Source organism: Photobacterium damselae subsp. damselae (assembly GCF_038086725.1).
Classification (GTDB): domain Bacteria; phylum Pseudomonadota; class Gammaproteobacteria; order Enterobacterales; family Vibrionaceae; genus Photobacterium; species Photobacterium damselae.
Window position 1 is genome coordinate 125,213 of the sequence record NZ_CP146971.1, and the last position, 22,014, is coordinate 147,226.

The window sequence follows — 22,014 nt, forward strand, 5'->3', positions numbered from 1 at the left end:
AAAAAATTTTGTATAGTTGGAGTTTTATAGGGGTTTATTTAGCTAATGGGCGTTAAGGCAATGCGATTATGACACTTTCTCAATTACTGTCTAATCTATCATCAAATAAGTATCTTGTTGCAGTATCGAATGTATTTTTGATGGCGTTGCCGATCTCTTTGATCTCAACATTCTGTGATTTGACTGCAATCTTCTCGCAAAAAATGGGGTGGAACACACTTTCAGTAACCACTGGCTATGTTGGGCAAATGATCGCTCAAATGTTCCCTATTTTGATTAATATCTATTTGTCGTCATATCTAGCATCAATCAAACGAATTCCGAAGTCCGTTGCGATTGCTACCTCATTAGTCGTGTTTTTTTTAGTATCCCAGCAGTGGAATCTTATTGCTATTGCTGTTCCTCTACCCAATAGTTTTGCTTTAGCTTTATTGTCGGCCTACTTAAGCTGTCATTTGATATTTAAAGCGCAAAATTTACCTATTTTTAGAATAGATCCTTTTACCAGTGCGATTGATAATTCTGGTCATATTATCTCTATTTGCGCAGTATCCATTATTGTTATGGTTGGTGTAAGTACTGGTATTCGCCATCTTATTGAAAGTATAGGTTTTCATTTTTCAATAGTGCCAGAGCTAAATCCTTTATCATTTACTGACGGATTACTGTACGAGTTTTTACGTGGTGTGTTCTGGTCGTTTGGCATTAATGGTCATAATGTACTGCATATGTATAAAACTGAACTGTACAGTTTAACAACCGCAAACATTGCTGACTGGCAGAATTTTGGTGTTGATCTGAATATTGTTAGCACTAACTTTTATGATTTTTTTACTGGTATTGGTGGCAGTGGAAATACATTGAGTTTAGTGCTTTGTATCTTGTTATTTGCTCGTAGCCGTAATTACCGAACACTGGCAAAAACGGTGCTTATTCTCAGCTTATTTAATATTAATGAACCGATACTTTTTGGCATTCCAGTGATCTTTAATCCGATTATGATCATCCCATTTTTATTGGTTCCTATGGTTAGCTTTATGGTGGCTTATGGGGCGATTGCCATAGGATGGGTTCCACCATTAAGTACAGTTCAGAGTTGGATTATGCCCCCTTTAGTGAGTGGTTATCTTGGAACAGGGGCAATATCTGGTGCTCTGTTACAGCTCATCATTATTATTATTGGAATTGGTTTATATTATCCATTTTTTAAGTTTATGGATAAACGCAGTCTAGGTGTTGATGTCACCTCTATTTTTAATAATCGATTCTTTACGTCTGATGAAATAGAGGCAAAAAGTAAGTTAACCAGTTTTATTCCATCACTACACAAAAACCTTCAAGCACAACGCGAAGTTGAGAAGCTTCAGCAAGAAGGAGAGTTTATTTTGTATTTTCAGCCTCAAGTGGATATACACAGTAAAAAAGTAGTAGCAATGGAAACACTGCTTAGGTATCGCGACAGTGATGGTAATATTCGACCACCTACATTTTTGTCGTCATTTACTCAGCTTGGTTTAATGCCTGAACTTGATTTTTGGGTTATTGAGCGTTCGGTTCAGATGATGACGCCACTTGCTGAGAAAAATCCAGATTTTAAGCTGTCGATTAATGTATCGCCAACAACCGTATTAACCAAAGATTTTGTCTTTAATTTTGCGAAAATTGTTAATAAAAGTGCGCTAGATTTCCATCAACTAGAGGTCGAAATCACTGAAGAGCTATTAGTTCAAGATGAAAATAAAACATCGGAGATTATTAAGGAATTACAATTGCTTGGCGTTTCAGTCGCCCTTGATGATTTCGGTACTGGTTATTCATCGTTAGCGTATTTATCTCGTTTTGAATTTAATAAAATTAAAATTGATCGATCGTTGGTGTTGAATCTTAACTCGATAAAAGGCCAAGAGCTTTTTAGTGTTGTTGTACAGCTGGGTAAAGTTGCGAATGCCAAAATTATTGTAGAAGGGGTTGAGACAGACGATGAGCTTCACTTTATCTCTTTATTGGGTGTTCGTTATGTTCAGGGCTTTTACTATTACAAGCCAATGCCTCTTGAAGAGATTGTCGCGCAGAAGTTAATCGAAGCTTAAAAGTGGTTTGTGACTTTATTTTTCTTTAGTAATAGGGTAGATTCGCCTCCTTTAATTTTAGCGGAGGCTCTATGGCTCGTACGGTTGTTTATACATATAAGAATGAAGAAAAGCAGATCTCATTTACTTACGATCAGTTCCGCAATATTCATGAGGCAGTTGCAGCAGCAGAAGGTATCGATTTAACCAGTTACCTTAAGATGGAGCTGCAAGTTGAGATGGTTTCCTCAAGCGCAAAAGCAGTTCGTGATTTTCGTGATAGCCATTTCCGTAAGTTAGGGTTTGGCAAGATAGCCTTTTTACCAAAGGAAAATCGCGGCGTAGGCCATAAATGATAAAAAAATAGAGCCAATTCAAGGCTCTATTTTTTTATTTCTATTGTTATAGTTCATTATACTTTTTAGCTGAACCATAACATTTATCACTCGGATATTTTTGTGCGTTTTTTTCTAGTTTGGCTTGGCAAGCAGCAACAAGGTCGATTCCACTTCTGTCGGCAAGACGAATCAAATAAAGCATGATATCCGCCATCTCTTCGCTAGCATGTTGCTTTTTATCTGCTGATAAGTTTTCACTTTGCTCAGCTGTGAGCCATTGGTAAATTTCCGTTAATTCACCAACCTCACCACTTAGAGCCATCACTAGGTTTTTCGGCGAATGAAATTGTTCCCAGTTACGTTCGTTAGCAAAGTCACGCAATTGTTGTTGGATTTTTTGAATCTCAGACATACATTTTATCCAGTTAAACGCTATCGAGAGAGTTTACAACATTTGCATTGGTGGACGTTTTTTCTTTTTGTAGTATCGAGCCATTGCTTCAACACCACACAAAATTAATCCAAGCCAAATAAAACCAAAACTGACTGCTTTGGTATGATCAAAAATTTCACCAAATAAGAATACCGCAAGTAAAAGCTGTAACGTTGGCTCAATATATTGCATTAATCCAACCATAGTTAAACTGGTTCGATTGATCGCTAATGCAAAAAAGATTAATGGAGCAAGCGTAACAGGCGCAGAACCCACATAAAGCCAGAATGTAGACATTCCCGAGGTTAACGCTACGCTGCTGCCACTCATATAGTCATAAATCATGTAGATAACTGCAAATGGAGTAAGAACAACAGCTTCTAATGTCACAGATGTGAGGGCATCGTATTTAATGTATTTTTTTGTTAAGCCATAGATAGCAAAGAAAGAACCCATGACAAGTGCCAGCCAAGGTAAAGTACCGTATGACCAGACTTGAAAACTGATCCCTGCGGCTGCCAATACTACTGCGGCTAATTGTGCTGGGCTCAACTTTTCTTTTAAAAAAATCACACCAAGAGAGATAGCAAATAGTGGGTTGATAAAATAACCTAAGCTGGCCGCTAAAACTTGTCCATGGGTCATCGCCCAAGTAAAAGCGTACCATGAAACACACATCACTATGCCTGCAATACAACACATTATGAGTGATTTTTTATCTGCCAATAGCTCAGATAAACTAGGAAGTTTTTTACCTAGTAGTAACATGGCAATAAGCATAAATGGCACAGAGAAGATAATTCTTAGTGCAAGAAGCTCATTGATATCAGCTTGTGGCAAGTATTGATAATATAGAGGAAGAATCCCCCATAAAATAAATGAAAAAGCCGCAAGCGCATTACCAGCTCGACTTGACTGCATTTGGATACCTAAAACAGAACAGAAAGTATTGGCTTTGGGAAAACCAGTGTTGATGAAGTGCGTATTCTACCCTTAATTAATTACTTCCCCAAGTGTATTTGTTGTTATCTATCAATAAGAGAAATATTTGCTAGAGATTCGATTTTTCATACCCGAATAGCTTCAATATACCGATCTAGATAGAATGTTGTGGCTCTGCTATTTGAAAAAGTAAGAGTGAAGAATATTGGGGATTATCGGGTTTGTCTGGTAGAATATTCGACAAGCACGAATGTGATTACTAAAGGTTTAAAACCATGTCTAAATTAACATCAGATATCCAAGCAAACAAAGAGCTATTTGTTACTGAGTCACAAGAAACACGTCTAGTATGGACTCTGCGTAATGAAGAAGGTGAGTGGCTATCTGTTGAATCTTCTGAGTTTGAAGATTCAGAAGTGATGCCTTTCTGGTCAAATGAAGCGGATGCTAAAGCACAGTGTTCTGATGAGTGGGCAGAGTTTTTCCCAAGTGAATTACCACTAGATATCTTCCTTGAAGACTGGATGATTACACTAGCAGAAGATGGTGTTCTTGTTGGTCTAAACTGGAATGCTCAGCTAGAAGGCGTTGAAGCCGAGCCTGCTGATGTTGCTAAGCTTTACCTATAATTTATTATTTTAGATATTGATTTGAATCCAGAGCCTGTGTAGCTCTGGATTTTTTTAGACAAAGAATCAGTTCAAAGAGTTAACGCTTTCTCTTGCTATGGTTTCTTGTTTCAACTCATCATCTAACTGTGCGATTTTTTGCTCCATTAAGCCATGACAATAGTCAGCTAACTCTCGTGCCGACATCGTTTGGTATAGAGCCATATCAATCGGTTCCATCATTTCAGAAATTACACGACCGTTATCTTTTCTATTTAGATCAAATTGATTGTGGGTTGTACTGACGCACATAGGAATAATAGGAACATTGGCTTCCATCGCCATCCTAAATGCTCCAGTCTTAAATGGTAATAATCCTCGTCCTTTACTACGAGTCCCTTCTGGGTAGACCCAAACTGAAAGATTTCGCTGGTGAATTGCTTCAACAACTTGTTTTATCGTATTACGTGCTTTGGTTTTATTTTCACGATCGATCAGAATATTACCTGTTATCCAATACAGTTGGCCAAAAAAGGGAATCCATAATAGGCTTTTTTTGCCAATGGAAACTGTTCTTGGGCGAAGCATTCCTGGAGAGGTGACAAAGTCATACACACTTTGGTGATTCGAAATATAAACAGCATTTGTTATATTTTGTACGTTATCAAGCCCCCTTTGTTCCACTTCTACCCCAATAATCTTTTGTATTTGGTTAAACCAGCGACAAAAAGTATAGACATGCTTCGGGTCGCGAGGGTGATTAATAAGGCAATAGATAAAGCCGACGATAGCCATGACGATTATATAGATTGTGACAATCACAAGACGGATAAAACCAAGCACATAAACTCCTTTTATGAACAATATCCATATATTTATTATTAACATAACCGATTTAAAAATAATATTTAATGGATCACAAAGGTTAGTGATGTGAGTCTGTATTGTTGAAATTTTGGGTCAAGTTTGACCTTTGTTGTTAAAAGCAGTTATTTGAGTGAGAAGTGACTCTAAATAAATTTATTCTAAAGTGACATTAATTGGGCTAGATGTGATTGTGTTCTTGGTGTTGCTCTTATGTAAGTATGATGTGAATTTCATTTTGTTGTGTGGATCTTTGGGCTTGTATCAACAAGCCTTTTTTTTAATTTCTATTTTGAACTCTGTTCTTTATTAAACTCTTTATGGTTTTTGTTAAAATCTCGCCATTTTGCGGAGTGTCACCAAGATTTCTTGCTATCATTAGTCCATAATACGTTGTCACAAAGAATGAAAAAGAAAAAACAGGGTTAGTTGTGATTAAGACTAATAGGAATAAAACATTTCTTTTTGTGGGCTTGTTAGTATCGTTAGTAACAGGGTGTTCTTCAACAGAAGGCGTTCAATCAGAGTCGAATAAACAAGCTTCTGCAAATTATACAGAAAACCAACCTGATCAAATTGGTGATTTGATTGCCAGTTTAAATCAAGGAAATAAAACCAAGCCTCAAGCATCGGGTGGCTTTAGTAGTGTATATCGTAGTTGGAAAGGTACGCCTTATCGCTATGGTGGTACTACTCGTCGGGGCATTGATTGCTCTGCTTTTGTTCAAGTTGGATACTCAAATGTTTACGATTTGGCGTTACCGAGAACAACGGCAGAACAGGTTAAAAAGGGAAAGAAAGTATCAAGAGCTAACGCAAGAGAAGGGGACTTAGTCTTTTTCCGAACAGGAAGAAACTCTCGACACGTTGGTATTTATTTAGGTAATTCTGAGTTTTTACATGCGTCACGTTCTAAAGGCGTTATTATCTCTAGTTTAGATAATCCGTATTGGCGCAGAACATTTTGGCAAATTCGCCGTATGCCTAAATAATATATATACCCAAGTAACCTCGCATCTTGAAGTCACTTGGGTATACTTCAAAGCATGAAAAAGCCGCTAGTAGAGATTTCTATCTAGCGGCTTTGTTGTTTATAAGCTAAGAACTCTTTTAAGCAAGATGATAACGAAGCCAAATCCCTATCGGGGAGGTAACACCAGTCGTTATTGAGACTATCTTACCTTGTTTAATCACCATAATAGTTGGTGTCGCACTGATTCCCCATTGCTTTGATATCGAACCGTTTAAGTCATTGATAACTTTAAAGTCATAATCATGATATTTCATGTATGCTTTGAGTGTTTCATTATCTTTTGAGCGAATGGCAATAGATATCGTTGGATAATCTTGAGCTAGCCAATTCACACTGGGTGACGTTATTTTGCAAGCAGAGCACCACGTTGCCCAAAAATAAACAATAATAGGCTTATCTGCACTTAACTTGGCTAAATTAATTTGCTCACCATTGATGTCTATTACATTGAGTATAGGCTCTTGGCCCTTTGGTATTTGTTGTGATCGCCAAAGATCTAAGCCAATACTGATGATCGTCAGTAAGACAATCATCAATATCAGTTCTTTACCCCAGCGCCACAAACGATTCTTGTTTGTTGACGGTTTGGGCAAAAGTTACTCCTTAGATGAAGCTTGTTTTAATGCATCTAATACTTGTTCAGATGTTAAGATCACAGGTAATTCAATACCGTTCGGTGCTGCAGGACCATAAACAATATTAAATGGTACGCCAAAACGGCCATGAGACTGTAAGAAATTAGTGACGTAATCGGATGGTTTTGTCCAATCACCTCGCATTAGCACAATATTTTCTTGGTCAAGTGCTGAATAGACAGGCTCTTGTAAGATCACGCCAACCTTATTGGCTTTACAGGTAATACACCAATCAGCTGTCACATCAACAAAAACCGTTTTGCCTTGTGCCACATCTTGTTTGATTTGCTCAACATTTAGAGGTGTCCAATGATGGTCCTGTGGTAGCGGTTTGGCCCATTTGTCTGCGGTTAAACTGCCAATAATCAAACCTATCGCCGTTACAATGATTAAGAAGCCGACCGTAAGCAGAGTGGCTCTTTTACCTTTAATACGCCACAGTTGCGATAGCAGTAGGGCAAGAGCAATTACACCAATTACGATAACGATTTTTAAGCTGAAGAAGTTAGCCATTAAGCTCAGTAACCAAAGAGAGGTAACCAGCATCATCAGGCCAAAAATCGTTTTAACTGTGTTCATCCACATTCCTGGTTTTGGTAGTGCATTAGCCAGCTGAGGGAATAGGGCTATGAGTAACCAAGGCGCAGCCATACCAACCGCAAGTGCTGTAAAAATAGCAAATAAGGTGAGGTAGTTAGCTCCTAATGCAAAAGCTACTGCAGTACCAAGAAATGGCGCACTACATGGCGTCGCCAACAAGGTAGCAAACATACCTTGAACAAAATGACCACCATAGGAGTTACCACCACGAGTTGCTAACCAGGTATTGGTATTGCTTGAGAGGCGAATCTCAAATAGGCCCAACATATTGGCTGCAAATAGTCCGGTGATGAGCATCATGGCACCAATAAACCATGGGCTTTGGAATTGAACACCCCATCCAAGGGCTTGCCCTGATACTTTAAGCAGAGCCAAAAAGCCTGCCAATAACCAAAATGAAACTAAAATACCAAGAGCCGAAGCGATAAACTGAGCTCGTATTTGGCGACGTTCAAGTCCTTTGGCTGAAATTACACTGCTTAGTTTCATTCCTAATACAGGCAATACACAAGGCATGATGTTCAAAATGAGTCCGCCAAGCAGTGCCAAACCGATAACTTTAAGTAAACTATCATTTTGTAAAGCAATAACAGGTTTGTTGTCTGCGACTTTACTTAATTCAACAGCTATATCTTTATCAGTGATAGTGACCGATAGTGGCTCACCAACTAATTTTGGTGTACCAAACCAGCTGCTTACAGGAACTTGAGCGATAAGCTGTTCGCCAGAAACATCAATCTTTGGTGTTAAAAAGGATGTTTGTTTTACGGGTTTAGACTGTCCATCAACAAAAACATCGGGATTCGTCCATCCTGCTTTATTGGTTGCAACAATAGATACGATCTTTTTAGCTTCATCATAAGATACTTGTGTGAGTTCTACTGCAGTCGATGGCTTAGGAACTAGGCTGTTACCTTTGTTATATAGCACCATTGCATCGACAGATGGGACAAGTTTCTCTGGATTAAAATCAAGCGATAACTCGTAATCAGTAAGAACACAAATGCTAGTACATGATGACATAGTTAGTTTGCCAGAGAGAAATACGGGCTTATTCATGTCATCAAGATGGAATGTCATTGGGAAAATTACATCGTGCTTGTAGCCTAATGTTTCCACACCTAAGAATTCATAACGTTTAGGTAATGGCCAATGCCAATCCACACTATTGAGGTTACTCGATAGCTCCCAATTGATAGATGGCGCGGTACCGCCTTCGCCAGGAGAACGCCAATAGGTTTTCCAATCTTTATCTAGCTTAACTTCGAGTAAGCCTTCTACGGTTTTATTTGCTTCATTTTTCTCACCAGTTAGCATTAAACGAACGGCAACTGGAGGGTGTTGAGGATTATGAACCCATCCTGTCGTGAGTGTACTTGCGTGTACTGATAAGGACATCATTAGTGCCCAAATAGCCATAATCACTAAACCAAAATAGGGCTTAGTAAAGCGTAATGTTTTCAATTTAAATCTCCAAAAAATAAATAACGATTTGTTGTTTGTTATCGGTGTTATTTATTCTCTAAATACACACAAGGTTAAATGAAGCCGTCGAGTTCGAGGTATTGGCTCAGTTAAAATTGGAACTGAGTAGTACCAAGCTAACACCATGATTTGTAGGGTCAAGATGAAACTGATAACAAAGAGTAATCCTTCTAACATATGTTGAGATAATTGCAGAAGATGATCACTTAAGCTGCATTTTTTCTCAGTAATGGGCGAAGAGGACTGCTCGTTAGTTTGGATTCGTTGCTCGGTTGTTTTTTGAGATATAGAGTTAGAGCAAGATAAACGCCAACCAGCTTGTTGACTGAAACAGAATGCAACGACAAATACCACCATGCATAACATGAAGTAGGCGGAATTGTGTTTATTTAATGGTCGTTGCATAAAGAACCGTTTAGTGAAAAATAATAGATGAGTCTATTGAGACCGTGTCCATGGTGATAAGTTTCATTCTCAATAAGTGGAGAATCAAACATAAGTGAGTTGCTTAGTATAACGAAAGGGCAGGCAAACAAAAAGCGACTCGAAAGTCGCTTTTGTAAGAGTTTTTATCGAATAGAGCTGAGCATAAACTCCATAACAGGATCAAGCTCTGCATTCATTGATAATGCTTTAGGCAAAAACTCAGGTTGTTTTAAAATTCCACGCTCAATTAATTCATCAAGCACAGGTTTAAATTCAAACCCAGTTTTACCAATAAACAATGATGTTAAATCTTCTTCTTGATACGCTTTGATTGCGTCTTTCAAACCACGAAGATATAAATAGTCTTTAGTAAAACCACCGCCACGATAGGCACGAGCTGTTACCGTAAAGGCCTCATCATCACTAACATCATAATCGTGCTTTAGCGTATTAAAGGTATCGTTAAAGCTTTCGCCATTTACCATCATATCAACAGCTACCACACGCAGTGCTAGTGTTTTCAAGCGATGTAATGGGAAGTTACCTGATAAATGCTCACATAAGATTGCTAGACCTTCTTGTGTGTGCGTGTTACCTGGTAAACCTAATTGCAGTACGCGTAATGGTTGACGTTCAGCATTAACCGATGTCACCAAGTGAACCCCTAATTCGTGATGTATCAGAGCTTCTAAATCTGGTTGGCTAAAAGTACTGTTTGGATTAACTTTAACCGTTTTACCACTCACTAACGCACGAGCAATTAGCTGCTTAGACATCACGATCTTACAAGGTAGACCATAATCTGCAGCAGCTTCCTTAAATGCTTGTATCGCCCCTGCTGCATTGATCGTTGCTTCTTCTTGCTGTGCATATTCGCAAGCGTGAAGAATAAACTTAGCATTCGCAATATCACGCTCATCTGGCTGGCCATAGTAGCGAAGCGAGTTGTAAAGAAACTCATCAGTACCAATAGTGCACAAAAGGTCGATACGAACTGCTAGCTGATCAATAACACGACGGTACATTTTTTGTACGTCTGCATCACGGATATCTTCTACAGGCAAACGGTATAGTTGCTCACGAAACTTATAAGGATCCAAGTCTAGCTGACGATAAGTAAACTGCGGCACATAAGTGTGAGGTTTACTTAGAAAGCGACGTTTTTCCTGCTTTAAGTTTGTTGGGTTGATATAGCTTAATGTATTTAAGCCGCGAGCAATTTTATACAGTTGGCGATCCAGTTTGATAGCATCTTTTGACAGACTAGATGCCAAAAGATCGCTACTGGTTAACCCTTTTACTTTGGTGCGCTTATTAATCGTAAACGCAGCGTGCTCAGTAATGGCTGTTTTCATCGACTCTTTCAGTTTATCGATCACAAGTGGGTAAGCATCACCTGCTTGCTCATTCATGAAAACTTTTTTTACTTCAAGAGGCATGATTAACGTATTGCTAAAGTTTTCTTTTACAAACGTTGCTTGATAACCCATTCCTTTAAACACGTCGTTTTCATTCGCGACTACGTCAATATTAGGGAGCTCGATTGCATTTAAGTGCTCAAGCAGTACATCTAACTCTTTGCGCCAACGTCGGCAATTAACTTGTGCCGTACCTAAATTGAAGGTCGGTACTTCTCGCTCAATACGTTGGTAGTTATATGAGTGAATGTCATATAACAAACATAAGCCAAACTTATTCTCTAGCGTTTCAATCAAGCATTTAAGAATTCGGTAGTAACGAGCGTGTTTTTCAAGAGTTGTTTGGCGTTCTTGCTCAGTTAAGCTTTCAGTCCAAACCTCTTTGCCCCAAGCATCTTCATAGATACAGTTATCTGGAGCACGGTTTAAGTCATACTCGTAACGCGAATCTTCGCCTTGAAGAATGATCGGTAGGGAAGTAATAAAGTCCCCAGTAAACGGATCTTCTTCAAAATAACGTTCTTCTTCTGATAGCGCACATTTTGCAAGTAGCTCTTCACGTAGGTTATGACCGTGGTGAATCGCCGTTGCAATATAAGGCTGATACTCACTAATGCGAATAGTTAAACTACCGTCATCAAGTTGAGCTTCAAAAGGAACAAGGTGCTGGATCTTCTCCAGCACTTGAGACTCAGAAAGTTGAAGCATCTTCAATTACCTTACGGAATGCAGTCTTACGCGCGATACTTACTTCTTTTGCACGAACAACACTTTCAACAAAGTCTAAAACATCAGCTTGTAGACGAGCGCGGTTTAGACGGTTGATACGTGTAATACCGCCAGGGCTTAGTACGTTAACTTCAACCAATTTACCGTTGATCACATCAAGACCAACAAAGTACAGACCGTCACGAACCAGTTTTGGACCGATATGCTTACATAGACGAATTTCTTGCTTAGTTAGCGTATGTTTTACTTCGCGGCCGCCAGCATGGATATTCGAACGAACATCGCCTTGAGCTGGAACACGACGCATAGCACCAATAGGCTCACCATTTAGCATCATGATACGCACATCGCCTTGCTCGGCACCTTCAATGTAATCTTGAAGAATAACGTAGTTTTTATTATCACCAATGTAGAAATCCAGTAGAGACTTCACACTTGATTTTGCACTTTTCTCTACTAAGATCACGCCCTTGCCGCCGTAACCGTTTAGAGGTTTTAGGATCATGCGATCATTTGGTGATTCATCCAATACACGCTCTAAGTAATCACGATTTTTTGATACGTGAGTGACTGGAATAAATTCATTGTTTGGATCTGGTAGTGATGCTGTATATAGCTTGTTGTTTGCTACACGTAGACCATCAATATCGTTCATGATGAAAGTATCGTCACGAACTGAATCCAAGAAGTTAAGCGCCATTGTATCTAGCGGTGGGTTAGCTCGCATGAAAATAGTATCAAAACCTGCTAGAGGTAGCTGAGCTTGATTAAATTCCGCTTTACGGTAAAAACTTGGAATGTTGTTAGATACATCACCTTTTTTCAACACGTGACAGAATGCAATAGCCATACTGTCGCGCATTGTTAAATTATTAGGTGTTGTAATTGCAACCGTATGACCGCGACTTGCTGCTTCGTGAATCAGACGAAGTGTTGAATCAGTTTCTGGTTCAACTTGGTCCCACGGATACATAACAAAACAAATTTTCATAGCAATACCAAAATATCGGCCCAAAAGTCGGGCACATAATAAGAAACAAGCCATCGCACAAAGGTGGATGGCTTATCGTTTAATTCATTTGTGATGACAGGACTGAGTCCCTTTAGCGATTAGTAGTCGATATCGTTATCAACATCGCTTCCGTCATCGTCATCTTCGCCGTACGACCCTTTAGAGCGCTGTGATACGCAAAGAGTGTAGCTGCGAACTTTATGGTTAGTCTGATTTAGGTATTTAAGCCAACATTTACCAAAATCAGAGATAGCTTCTTGTTGACCTTTTACTTCGGCAACAAATTGAAGCTCCGACTCATCGACAGGCAAGAGTGTCCCCTCGAACAATCCCCTCATAGTGCGACCATAATTTTCCAGTACAGTGGCTTCACTAATTGTAAATACGCCAGATCGATTAAAGCCGCGTGGGAAATTTTTATCGTCGTAAAATTTACCTTCACTTCTCATTCATAAAGTCCTTGATGTAATTTGCGCTGATATTTATCCAGAGTGGAAACTATGTAAATCAAATTATTTTTGTTGTTTTGATATAAAATTCTTATTAAAGTCGATGTGATTAGGATGTACTATCACTTAACAGAAAGTTAGGCAAAACGCTTAATATATCAATTGTCTTTATATACCTTGAGAATCGCTTTGTGGATACAGAATTACTTAAAACTTTCTTAGAAGTCACAAAAACTCGTCATTTTGGGCGTGCGGCGGATAATTTGTATCTGACTCAGTCGGCAGTAAGCTTTCGTATCCGTCAGTTAGAGTCACAGTTGGGTAACCCATTATTCTCGCGCCAACGTGGTAATGTTCATTTAACTGCGGCAGGAGAACGATTACGTCCCTATGCTGAGGCGATTTTGCAAACATGGGGACGAGCCAAGCAAGATGTTGCGCTATCTGAAAATTTAAATAGCCAAATCGCAATAGGTGCATCGCCGTTATTGTGGGAATTTGATGGCATTTCAGATTGGATTAATCGCGTATACGGTGCTGTACCTGGTTTAGCTTTACGGTTGGAGTCAGTTGCTCGTGAGGGGATGGCGAAAAAGCTGTTTAATCGAAATATTGATGTGTTTTTAACCAGTGAGCCACCTAAAATTGAACAATTAAAGGTTGCAAAAGTGCGCGACTACCAATTGCAATTGGTTTCAAGTTGCGAAAACTGTGAATTAGAACAAGTTCGTCAATTGCCGTTAGTATATCTAGATTGGGGTACACGTTTTTCAGTTGAACACAGTCGTATTGCTGAATTGCAAAGAACACCAGTGCTTCATACTCACTCAAGTAAAATGGCGCTAGATTACCTGATTGGCTCTGGTGGTGTGGGGTATTTACCTTCCCTTATCGTTGCTGACGCTGTGGCTAATCAACAATTATTCTTGGTCGAAGATGCCCCAGTTATGGAGCAAAGTTTGTATTTAGTTTGGTGTGACGATAATGAAAAGCGTGAACTTATCGACGCTATTGTTGAGGTTCCGTTTAATTCTGTGATCGAAATCAGTACATCAGAATAACTGCTTAACATCATAAAAAAATCTTGTTGTACAGTCAGTCAGAAACTGAATTAGTCTTAGCCCAAGACGGGTTAAGACTATTAATCTGGTTGAATACTAGGACTTTTCATCAGACTGTCATAAACCTTAGTCTATAATTGATATTAGAAAATCACTATGCCAATGCGGTTTTCTATCTAATTACTTTCTCTGGATCTATTTCAGGATACAAAAATGGCTAAGTTAGACCAAAAATTTTCTAAGGGCAGTAAGTCTAAGTTCAAAACGGATTATGATGATGATTTCCAAGATTTTGGTAATGCATCACGCAAGAAGAAGCGTCGGGTTACTCGTCAGCGTTATGACAGTCCAGAGTTCAGTAATTTTGACTACGATGAATATTAATCAACGCTAAGCTAAGGACAGTTCAGCATTTTTGATTATTAAAACGATTCGATAGATAAGGCGCGTATAATATATTGCGCCTTTTTTGATCTTCTTCCATTCTTTATTTTATCCCTTCTTTTTATGGCTAAGAAAAATCTTACGCTATCTTTATTTGCCCTATATGCTTTTTAATCAGTGACAGATCTTTGAGTCTTCAGCTTAAAAACCTATAAATATGGACAGTTTGAAATATTGGTAGTGAGCCTGTTATCTTGAGGTTGATTGGTGATATATGGATAATACTCAAAGAATTTATGTTTCATGAGTATTAAATGTGTTTTTACGCGCTAAGTTATTGATGTTTTCACTTTCCACTGTGATTATTTTATCAGGGTGTTCTGCGATGAATGAAAATGAGTGTCGTACTGCTAATTGGTATAGTTTAGGTTATACCGATGGTATGAATGGCAGTGATATGGCAAATAGTCTCTCTAATCGTAGTTCTGCTTGTGCTGAATACAATGTTGCTGTGAATTTTAATCAATATAAATCAGGCTATGAGCAAGGTGTTGTGGCATTTTGTACTGAATCTAATGGTTATTATGTGGCAAGTAATGGATATAACTATCGTGGGATCTGCCCAAAGAATTTAGAGAATCAATTCTTAAAAGGTTACCAACAAGGCCGCAAATTAAATCAACTACGTCAACAAGCTAGTGAGATAAAGGACCAGCTGGATCAAGCTGAATTTGATAATAACTATCAGCAAAGTGAGATTAAACGTCTTAAAAATAAGCTGATTTATGATGAGTTGACACCAAGAAAGCGTCAAGCTATTTTGCAACAGCTTGAACAGTTTCAAGATAATCAATCCAATATTGACCATCTCCAATTGGAATACGCAAAGGCAAAACAGCAGATTGAAGACTTCAAGCGAAACCATTCCCGTTATTAATGCTATTTAATTGTACTTGATTAGTGCTCTGGGTTTGATTTAGTAACTAACGTTGCCTCATAAAGGATGAATATGATTACGACATTAGCTATCAATAACTATCGTTCTATTCTTAATTTAGTGGTGCCATTAGGTAAACTAAATGTGATCACTGGTGCAAATGCAACCGGTAAATCAAATCTTTACAAGGCATTACGTCTGCTGGCTGATACCGCACAAGGTGGCGTTGTCTCTGCACTGGCGACAGAAGGTGGACTTGACTCTACATTTTGGGCTGGGCCAGAGACTATCACCAATACAATGAAACGTGGTGAACACGAAATTGAATCAACAGTAAGGCAGAAAGTAAAACGGTTAAAATTGGGGTTTGCGACAGATGAATTTAGTTATTCCATCTCTTTAGGACTTCCGTCGCCATCATTGTCGATGTTTGGTTATGATCCTGAAATCAAGCGTGAATGTATTTGGAATGGACCTACATATCGTCCATCAAGTGCTTTGATTGATAGAAATAGCAGCGTGATAAAAGCGCGAAATGGTAGACAATGGCAAATTGTATCGCAACATATTGCTACTTATCATAGTTTGTTTGATCAAATTGCAGATCCTGTGGCAACTCCTGAAGCTTTTATGCTGCGAGAAACCATTCGAGGATGGCGTTTTTATGACCATTTTAGAACGGATAAAGATGCTCCAGCTCGTCAGCCTCAGTTAGGTACTCGTACGCCTGTGTTGCATCATGATGGCCGAGACCTTGCCGCAGCATTACAGACTATTATTGAAATTGGTGATGAAGAGGTGCTTAACAAAGCCATCGATTATGCATTTCCTGGTGCCAGTATTAAAATTATTAACCAAGCTGATGGCCGCTTCTCATTAGAGTTATCTCAATATGGGTTATTACGTCCGCTCAGTGGGGCTGAACTGTCTGATGGTACTTTACGTTATCTTCTTTGGGTAGCAGCTCTTTTAACGCCACGACCTCCAAGTTTAATGGTACTTAATGAGCCTGAAACTAGCTTACATCCAGATCTTTTGCCTGCTTTAGCTCGGCTGATTCGACATGCTGCTAAACAGACTCAAGTATGGGTGATATCACATGCGCCAAGACTTATTTCTGCGTTAAAGGAACATCCAGATTGTCATACTATCTGTCTTGAAAAAGAGTATGGGCAAACGGTTATTCCTGGTATGGATTGGCTTTCAACACCTAATTGGTATTGGCCTGATGCTTAACACTGTTGCTCAATAAATGATGAAGTTAATCTAGATATTTAAGTGGCGTAGTGCCTGTTTGCTGTTTAAAAAAGGCAATAAAGGCACTATCACTAGAAAAGCCAAGTTGATAGGCCACATCATTCACCTGATATCCTGCGGTTAGCTTTTCTATAGCTTGAATTAAACGCCATTGTTGCCGCCATTCCTGAAAACTCATTCCTGTTTCATTGCTGAATATCCGAGAGATTGTTTTGCTGCTGGCACCTATTTTTAAGCTCAATTGAGCAAGGTTATCAATAGGTTGATCGTGTTGATTAAGTTTTTCGAGCCAGAGTTGTAATCGACGATCTTGAGGGAGTGGAAGCGCTAAAGTTTGCTCTTTTGCTTCGACCAATTCATCCAAAAACAATCTATAAGTATTGGTCATCTCAACAAAAGGTTTCTCCCATGACCAAAATGCCATTCGTTCAATCAGGGCCTGAAGCAGTGGGTTTACTTCAACCGTTTTTAAGGACAGTTTTAAATCCTGAGTGAGTGCTGTATCAAAATAAATTGAACGATACTCAACAACATTCGTCATTTTTGCACAGTGAATCGTATTAGCAGGAATCCACGCAGCCCTTGTTGGGGGTAAGAGCAATTTCTGCCTGTCTAAGGTGATATTCATGCAACCAAAAGGAGCATATAACAACTGGTCTTTGTCGTGTTTATGCAATCCTGAATCGTGTCTTCCTACTTGTGCAGCAATACCCACGATTTGATTATCAATTAAGTTCAAATCAAATGTGGTTTGATGATCAATCAGTGCCATTTGTCTTCTTTTTGATGTTTTTAGTCTTAATGTCGTTATATGGACATTATAGCGCTTTATATACTAGCCGTCTAAGTTGAATAATCGGTGTTGAGACGAGAGGTTCGGATGAAGAAATTACCCCCGATTTGGTTATTGGTTTGCTTAATGATGTTACCCCAGATAGCAGAGACCATATACAGCCCAATATTACCGAGTATTTCGCAAGCGTTTTATGTCAGCGTGGTGGATGCAGGGCAAACATTGTCGATTTATTTTATTGCCTTTGCTGTTGGAGTGGTATTTTGGGGACGCATGGCCGATATTATCGGGAGAAGGAACAGTATGCTCTTAGGATTACTGTGTTATGCCTTGGCATGTATTGTTGCTGCACTGACAAACAGTTTTTCTATTTTACTTGCAGCACGAGCGATGAGTGCCTTTGGGTTGGCTGTTGGGTCTGTTATATCACAAACTATCCTGCGGGATGGCTATAGTGGTAAAGAGCTCGCTCAGACTTTCAATATTATGGGATTAGCCATCTCAATCAGTCCTATAATTGGTTTATTAGCTGGCACAGGATTAAATATATTAGGTGGCTATCGCATCGTATTTATTATGCTTGCTGTATTAGCTTTGTTCATATTTATAATTTGTTATTTAAGACTTAATGAAACTCAAAGTGAATTAAATGTAACCGACTCTTTTTTTTCTGTTGCTAAGAAAATGGTAATGGATACTAAAATCTGGCTAAGCGCATGCTTGGTAGCAGGGTTTAATTTACTTATTTTTGTTTATTATCAGCAAGGCGCTTTTTTCTTTGAGAGTTTAGGCTATTCATCACAGCAATTTGGTTACTCTGGAATTGTGTTAGCTCTTGGAACCTTCGGTGGCGGTATACTGAATCGCCGTCTGTTATCAATGGGCTACACCTCTTATTTTGTCATAGCGATTGCTGGTGTTATAAGTTTTCTTGGTGGCCTTTGCGCTTATCAGCTAAGCAACTCTTTGTGGTTACTTGCTGCGGTTTTAGTGATAGTTTGCAGTTTTGGCTTGGCAATACCGAATATATTAAGTGTTGCGCTAAATAACTACAAAACCAGCATTGGTAGTGCAGGAGCAATATTTGGTTTATTTTATTATTTAATGTTAGGTTTAGGATTAAATATTACCGCCTATGTTAATCATTTATCGTTGAGTCTATTGTTTACCTCTGCTTTTATCATGATAGTTGCAGGGCTATTCTTTTGGTTAAGAAATAAGCAATATTGATTTTTGAGTAATTGTTCGGTGTTTTATATGATTCATATGTTAATTAAGTGAAATAGGTCAACGTTTTTATAATATCGCTTATTTTCAAATGAGAAAAAAGCGTTATATTAAGCACGTATTGTACTCTTTAGCTGTAGGCTGTTTTAAATGGATGTAAAAAAAAGTTGGGGCTTTGCTTCTATTGCAATTGGGATGCTTTCATTAATTTGGGGCTGTATTTCTTTAAGTGGCATGGTGGGGCAAGAGCAAGTGTTTGCAGATATGTCTCATTTTGTACAATTTAGTGATAGTCAATTAATTAGCAAGAGTATGGAGCAGAGTTTAGCCGCAGCTCGTCATAAGAATTTTATCGTCTTATTAACAGGTCTAATCATGTCCTTAGTTGGCGCAATGATGATAAAAGGCCGATTCCAACGATTTTAATTATTAAGTTATGACCTCTCTATTTTTACCTAAAAGGGAAGTAGAGGGGGCATTACTCCCTCCCTCATACTTAAATTATTCTCGCTGAACCTCGCATCTTGAGGTTACTTGGGTATATATATTAATGAGTTAAACGATTAAGTAAGCGTTGCCACCAAGATGGCCTTTGGCTCTGATAGAATTCTCGGCCAATATAATAATGTTTTAGTAATGAACTTCGGCTCTGATGTGGATGCTCTGAATTGAATGTCTCTGCTGCGATTTCAGCTTGTTCATTTGCATAGCTGATATCAATCCCCGTTGCGCCTTGAACAGCCAGATACAGTTGGCTAAGTAGCTCAAAATGGAGCCTATCTTGATTGGTAAACTTCTGCTTATGTAACTTCCCAATTGTATGTGTTAACACTTCATCCATGGTGTTGTGAGCATCTTTATGGTGTTCCAAGCTATCCTGTGCTTGTTGCCAAAGATGGGTCATTAATCCCAGTAATAACTGAAAACTATCTTTATCTTTTCTCTGACATATATCTTGAAAGCGTGATTGCTGATTTTCGATAAAACTTTGAATAAATTCTTGTTCTTTTGCTGAAAAAGGCCAATTATCTTGGTATATGGCGAGAAAGTGTTGCTCTAAAGTCATGGTAAATAAACCAGCTAATATAATTACTGAACAGTATACTAAAGTAAGGTGAAGATGGTAGCAGTCGGTAGGTCTTGTACAAACATAAGGATATCAGATGACAACAATATATGATTTTTCAGCCCCTTTATTATCAGGCGAGCAAGTTGAGTTGTCTCAATATGCAGGGGATGTTTTACTTATTGTAAATACAGCAAGTGAATGCGGATTTACCCACCAATATCAAGGACTCCAAACGTTATATGATAAATATCATCAGCAAGGTTTAACCATCTTGGCGTTCCCTTGCAATCAATTTGGTGGACAAGAGCCTGGAGACGCTGAAGCTATTGGAGCCTTTTGTCAGAAAAATTACGGTGTCACTTTTCCTGTTTTTAGTAAAATTGATGTGAAAGGCGCACAAGCTCACCCACTATTTAACTATCTAATATCTCAACTACCAGGAACCTTTGGTCGTAATATAAAGTGGAATTTTACAAAGTTCTTAATAAATAGAGATGGAAAGCCGATCAAGCGATTTGCTCCGACAAAGACACCTGAATCGATAGAGGCAGAGATTGCGCGTTTATTATAAGGGTATAAGGAAGCTTATGTTCAAATAAAAAGCGGAGCTTATAACGGCTCCGCTTTTTGTTTTCTTACATCAACAATGATTGATTAGAGTTGGCTTTCGATTGGTAGGGCACCTGCAAACCATGCCCCCATTTTTAACCATACACTGCTATCTGGCTCTGACGTGAAAGTTTCTCCTGTTTCATCATCATGCCAAACAATATCACCATCATCATCTAAAGTAAGGCGATATGCTGTTTTAGTCAGTAGCTTGTTTAAATCTTTATTGACGACTTCAGCAAATTCAGGGGAATCAACAAAAATACCCATTTCTGTATTTAGGTACGCTGAACGAGGGTCAAAATTAAACGATCCAACAAACACTTTACGGTTATCGATAACAAATGATTTAGCGTGCAAACTAGTGCGAGAACTGCCGACTAATGAACGTTTTGCTTTATGTTTTGGATCAACCTTAGTTTCGTAAAGCTTTACCCCACCTTTTAGCATAATGTCACGATATTTGGCGTACCAGCCATGTACAGCAAAGACATCATTAGATGCTAACGAGTTTGTGACAACGGTGACGTTAAGGCCTTTCTTTGCACTATTAGCAAGAAGTTCAGCACCTTGTTTGGTTGGCACAAAATAGGGTGAAACAAGAACAAAGTCTGTTTTTGCTTCTTTGATAGCTAAAGCAAGGTCGTGCATTAATAAGTCATTGGTTTTATCCAATACTTTATACGGCGAATCGTAGTTTAATGTCGCATCGGCCCAATAGAATGGTAAGCTATTTGCCATTAATTTTTGTACCATTGGATGCGATTTTAGTGATTGAGCATACTCAGACTCTTGTAGATATTTCATCTGAGCTGTACGCCATTGGTTTAGCTGATCTTGGGTTGGTAGATGAATATCATCCACTAAACTTTCAATTGGAATGGCTGGAGTACTGTTCCAATAGGTATCGAATTGTTTAGCAACTTCTGGTACTACTTTACCAACAAGTAACAGATCAAAGTCGCCAAACTCTACACTGTTATTTGCAGAGAAGTATTCATCACCAATGTTACGTCCTCCCGTAATCGCAAATGTGCCATCAGCAATAATGGCTTTATTATGCATACGACGGTTAAGACGACCAAAATCATGTAAGAAACCAACTTGTTTAATACTGCGATTTGCAAATGGATTAAATAGACGAACTTCGACATTTGGATGCGCTGAAAGACTTGCAAGAGCATCATCATCACGAGACTGCATATCATCAAGTAGCAAACGAACACGAACACCGCGTTCTGCCGCTTGATGCAAATACCACGTCATTAATTTACTGGTCTCATCATCACGATAGATGTAGTACTGAACATCTAAACTTTTTTGTGCGCCTTCAATAGTCGCAAGGCGAGCCAGAAACGCACTGCGGCCATCAGCTAACGGATAAAAACCTGTTTTACCAGGATGAGCTTGAGTGTAAGGCTTTGCATACTGATACAACGCAGTATCATGGTTATCTACGTATGAGTAACTGGTCGCTTTATCATTTTGAGGTAGTGTTTGAGCACAGCCTGTTAATGTCGCCACAACACCTGCCGCTAACATTTGAGATGCGCGAACTAGGCCATGGCGTTTAAAAAAAGATATAAGAGTCATTGGATAACAGAAACAATCAAATAAGTGGCGGCATTGTAATGAG

Annotated in this window: 23 protein-coding genes; 11 read left to right on the forward strand and 12 right to left on the reverse strand. The window is 38.8% G+C overall.

The window, feature by feature from the left end:
- The first annotated feature begins 68 nt into the window (after positions 1 to 68).
- Complete coding sequence (locus tag WAX86_RS15325; RefSeq protein WP_106262104.1) at positions 69 to 2,090, forward strand: EAL domain-containing protein; 2,022 nt, start codon at positions 69 to 71, stop codon at positions 2,088 to 2,090.
- A 71-nt stretch (positions 2,091 to 2,161) separates the two neighbouring features.
- A complete protein-coding gene (locus WAX86_RS15330; protein ID WP_005304389.1) occupies positions 2,162 to 2,425 on the forward strand; it encodes a DUF2960 domain-containing protein in 264 nt (87 codons plus the stop codon).
- A gap of 46 nt (positions 2,426 to 2,471) precedes the next feature.
- On the opposite strand, the gene WAX86_RS15335 is transcribed toward WAX86_RS15330, so the two are convergent.
- On the reverse strand, positions 2,472 to 2,819 hold the full coding sequence (locus tag WAX86_RS15335) for a nucleotide pyrophosphohydrolase (protein WP_044178293.1): 348 nt from the start codon (positions 2,817 to 2,819) through the stop codon (positions 2,472 to 2,474).
- Between the two features lie 33 nt (positions 2,820 to 2,852).
- Entirely contained in the window at positions 2,853 to 3,761 is a 909-nt protein-coding gene (gene rarD, locus WAX86_RS15340; RefSeq protein ID WP_005304390.1) for an EamA family transporter RarD, read from the reverse strand.
- Positions 3,762 to 4,057: 296 nt separating this feature from the next.
- On the opposite strand from rarD, the gene WAX86_RS15345 reads away from it, so the two are divergent.
- Complete coding sequence (locus WAX86_RS15345; protein WP_005304393.1) at positions 4,058 to 4,411, forward strand: DUF2750 domain-containing protein; 354 nt, start codon at positions 4,058 to 4,060, stop codon at positions 4,409 to 4,411.
- 66 nt (positions 4,412 to 4,477) lie between these two features.
- On the opposite strand, the gene WAX86_RS15350 is transcribed toward WAX86_RS15345, so the two are convergent.
- Entirely contained in the window at positions 4,478 to 5,233 is a 756-nt protein-coding gene (locus WAX86_RS15350) for a 1-acylglycerol-3-phosphate O-acyltransferase (protein WP_341489625.1), read from the reverse strand.
- A 452-nt stretch (positions 5,234 to 5,685) separates the two neighbouring features.
- On the opposite strand from WAX86_RS15350, the gene WAX86_RS15355 reads away from it, so the two are divergent.
- The gene (locus WAX86_RS15355) at positions 5,686 to 6,246 is read left to right on the forward strand and encodes an NlpC/P60 family protein (RefSeq protein WP_065171362.1); all 561 of its coding nucleotides are present in this window, start codon (positions 5,686 to 5,688) and stop codon (positions 6,244 to 6,246) included.
- A 118-nt stretch (positions 6,247 to 6,364) separates the two neighbouring features.
- Here the strand turns inward: WAX86_RS15355 and WAX86_RS15360 are convergent, their stop codons facing one another.
- From WAX86_RS15360 to maoP, 6 genes are all read right to left on the reverse strand, one after another.
- Positions 6,365 to 6,880, reverse strand: a complete 516-nt coding sequence (locus tag WAX86_RS15360; protein ID WP_115060447.1) for a protein disulfide oxidoreductase — start codon at positions 6,878 to 6,880, stop codon at positions 6,365 to 6,367.
- A gap of 3 nt (positions 6,881 to 6,883) precedes the next feature.
- Positions 6,884 to 8,941, reverse strand: coding sequence for a protein-disulfide reductase DsbD domain-containing protein (locus WAX86_RS15365; RefSeq protein WP_341489792.1), 2,058 nt, complete (start codon positions 8,939 to 8,941; stop codon positions 6,884 to 6,886).
- Positions 8,942 to 9,037: 96 nt separating this feature from the next.
- Positions 9,038 to 9,412, reverse strand: coding sequence for a hypothetical protein (locus tag WAX86_RS15370; RefSeq protein ID WP_065171364.1), 375 nt, complete (start codon positions 9,410 to 9,412; stop codon positions 9,038 to 9,040).
- A 164-nt stretch (positions 9,413 to 9,576) separates the two neighbouring features.
- Positions 9,577 to 11,559, reverse strand: coding sequence for a flavohemoglobin expression-modulating QEGLA motif protein (locus WAX86_RS15375; RefSeq protein WP_068968693.1), 1,983 nt, complete (start codon positions 11,557 to 11,559; stop codon positions 9,577 to 9,579).
- On the reverse strand, positions 11,543 to 12,571 hold the full coding sequence (gene gshB, locus WAX86_RS15380) for a glutathione synthase (RefSeq protein ID WP_036765470.1): 1,029 nt from the start codon (positions 12,569 to 12,571) through the stop codon (positions 11,543 to 11,545). The genes WAX86_RS15375 and gshB overlap by 17 nt, the downstream gene beginning before the upstream one ends.
- Before the next feature lie 119 nt (positions 12,572 to 12,690).
- Positions 12,691 to 13,041, reverse strand: a complete 351-nt coding sequence (maoP, locus tag WAX86_RS15385; RefSeq protein WP_036765472.1) for a DUF413 domain-containing protein — start codon at positions 13,039 to 13,041, stop codon at positions 12,691 to 12,693.
- A 191-nt stretch (positions 13,042 to 13,232) separates the two neighbouring features.
- Between maoP and hdfR the strand changes: the two genes are divergently transcribed.
- The 4 genes from hdfR to WAX86_RS15405 all read left to right on the forward strand — a co-directional run bounded on the left by hdfR (position 13,233) and on the right by WAX86_RS15405 (position 16,659).
- Entirely contained in the window at positions 13,233 to 14,102 is an 870-nt protein-coding gene (gene hdfR / locus WAX86_RS15390) for an HTH-type transcriptional regulator HdfR (RefSeq protein ID WP_005304412.1), read from the forward strand.
- 213 nt (positions 14,103 to 14,315) lie between these two features.
- Complete coding sequence (locus WAX86_RS15395; protein WP_165761801.1) at positions 14,316 to 14,486, forward strand: hypothetical protein; 171 nt, start codon at positions 14,316 to 14,318, stop codon at positions 14,484 to 14,486.
- A gap of 385 nt (positions 14,487 to 14,871) precedes the next feature.
- Positions 14,872 to 15,423: a DUF2799 domain-containing protein gene (locus WAX86_RS15400; protein WP_065171367.1), complete on the forward strand. Its 552-nt coding sequence runs from the start codon at positions 14,872 to 14,874 to the stop codon at positions 15,421 to 15,423.
- Positions 15,424 to 15,495: 72 nt separating this feature from the next.
- Complete coding sequence (locus WAX86_RS15405) at positions 15,496 to 16,659, forward strand: AAA family ATPase (protein ID WP_341489626.1); 1,164 nt, start codon at positions 15,496 to 15,498, stop codon at positions 16,657 to 16,659.
- A gap of 25 nt (positions 16,660 to 16,684) precedes the next feature.
- On the opposite strand, the gene WAX86_RS15410 is transcribed toward WAX86_RS15405, so the two are convergent.
- Positions 16,685 to 17,452 (reverse strand): helix-turn-helix transcriptional regulator, encoded by a 768-nt coding sequence (locus WAX86_RS15410; protein ID WP_341489627.1) that lies wholly within the window; start codon positions 17,450 to 17,452, stop codon positions 16,685 to 16,687.
- 108 nt (positions 17,453 to 17,560) lie between these two features.
- Between WAX86_RS15410 and WAX86_RS15415 the strand changes: the two genes are divergently transcribed.
- Positions 17,561 to 18,703: an MFS transporter gene (locus WAX86_RS15415; RefSeq protein ID WP_115060451.1), complete on the forward strand. Its 1,143-nt coding sequence runs from the start codon at positions 17,561 to 17,563 to the stop codon at positions 18,701 to 18,703.
- A 147-nt stretch (positions 18,704 to 18,850) separates the two neighbouring features.
- Positions 18,851 to 19,126 carry a molybdenum cofactor biosynthesis protein gene (locus WAX86_RS15420; RefSeq protein WP_065171370.1) on the forward strand — a complete coding sequence of 92 codons (276 nt, stop codon included), beginning with the start codon at positions 18,851 to 18,853 and terminating at the stop codon, positions 19,124 to 19,126.
- 121 nt (positions 19,127 to 19,247) lie between these two features.
- On the opposite strand, the gene WAX86_RS15425 is transcribed toward WAX86_RS15420, so the two are convergent.
- Positions 19,248 to 19,766 carry a hypothetical protein gene (locus WAX86_RS15425; protein WP_065171371.1) on the reverse strand — a complete coding sequence of 173 codons (519 nt, stop codon included), beginning with the start codon at positions 19,764 to 19,766 and terminating at the stop codon, positions 19,248 to 19,250.
- Positions 19,767 to 19,863: 97 nt separating this feature from the next.
- Here WAX86_RS15425 and WAX86_RS15430 point away from each other — a divergent pair, with 97 nt between their 5' ends.
- Entirely contained in the window at positions 19,864 to 20,340 is a 477-nt protein-coding gene (locus WAX86_RS15430) for a glutathione peroxidase (protein WP_237035741.1), read from the forward strand.
- Between the two features lie 83 nt (positions 20,341 to 20,423).
- On the opposite strand, the gene WAX86_RS15435 is transcribed toward WAX86_RS15430, so the two are convergent.
- Positions 20,424 to 21,971, reverse strand: a complete 1,548-nt coding sequence (locus WAX86_RS15435; protein WP_068947129.1) for a phospholipase D family protein — start codon at positions 21,969 to 21,971, stop codon at positions 20,424 to 20,426.
- Between the last annotated feature and the right edge of the window lie 43 nt (positions 21,972 to 22,014).

Coding starts and splice junctions, on each gene's coding strand:
- WAX86_RS15325 (WP_106262104.1), top strand. CDS start 69: ATGACACTTTCTCAATTACTGTCTAATCTATCATCAAATAAGTATCTT.
- WAX86_RS15330 (WP_005304389.1), top strand. CDS start 2,162: ATGGCTCGTACGGTTGTTTATACATATAAGAATGAAGAAAAGCAGATC.
- WAX86_RS15335 (WP_044178293.1), bottom strand. CDS start 2,819: ATGTCTGAGATTCAAAAAATCCAACAACAATTGCGTGACTTTGCTAAC.
- rarD (WP_005304390.1), bottom strand. CDS start 3,761: ATGCAGTCAAGTCGAGCTGGTAATGCGCTTGCGGCTTTTTCATTTATT.
- WAX86_RS15345 (WP_005304393.1), top strand. CDS start 4,058: ATGTCTAAATTAACATCAGATATCCAAGCAAACAAAGAGCTATTTGTT.
- WAX86_RS15365 (WP_341489792.1), bottom strand. CDS start 8,941: ATGGCTATTTGGGCACTAATGATGTCCTTATCAGTACACGCAAGTACA.
- WAX86_RS15370 (WP_065171364.1), bottom strand. CDS start 9,412: ATGCAACGACCATTAAATAAACACAATTCCGCCTACTTCATGTTATGC.
- WAX86_RS15375 (WP_068968693.1), bottom strand. CDS start 11,559: ATGCTTCAACTTTCTGAGTCTCAAGTGCTGGAGAAGATCCAGCACCTT.
- gshB (WP_036765470.1), bottom strand. CDS start 12,571: ATGAAAATTTGTTTTGTTATGTATCCGTGGGACCAAGTTGAACCAGAA.
- maoP (WP_036765472.1), bottom strand. CDS start 13,041: ATGAGAAGTGAAGGTAAATTTTACGACGATAAAAATTTCCCACGCGGC.
- WAX86_RS15395 (WP_165761801.1), top strand. CDS start 14,316: ATGGCTAAGTTAGACCAAAAATTTTCTAAGGGCAGTAAGTCTAAGTTC.
- WAX86_RS15400 (WP_065171367.1), top strand. CDS start 14,872: ATGAATGAAAATGAGTGTCGTACTGCTAATTGGTATAGTTTAGGTTAT.
- WAX86_RS15405 (WP_341489626.1), top strand. CDS start 15,496: ATGATTACGACATTAGCTATCAATAACTATCGTTCTATTCTTAATTTA.
- WAX86_RS15410 (WP_341489627.1), bottom strand. CDS start 17,452: ATGGCACTGATTGATCATCAAACCACATTTGATTTGAACTTAATTGAT.
- WAX86_RS15415 (WP_115060451.1), top strand. CDS start 17,561: ATGAAGAAATTACCCCCGATTTGGTTATTGGTTTGCTTAATGATGTTA.
- WAX86_RS15420 (WP_065171370.1), top strand. CDS start 18,851: ATGGATGTAAAAAAAAGTTGGGGCTTTGCTTCTATTGCAATTGGGATG.
- WAX86_RS15425 (WP_065171371.1), bottom strand. CDS start 19,766: ATGACTTTAGAGCAACACTTTCTCGCCATATACCAAGATAATTGGCCT.
- WAX86_RS15430 (WP_237035741.1), top strand. CDS start 19,864: ATGACAACAATATATGATTTTTCAGCCCCTTTATTATCAGGCGAGCAA.
- WAX86_RS15435 (WP_068947129.1), bottom strand. CDS start 21,971: ATGACTCTTATATCTTTTTTTAAACGCCATGGCCTAGTTCGCGCATCT.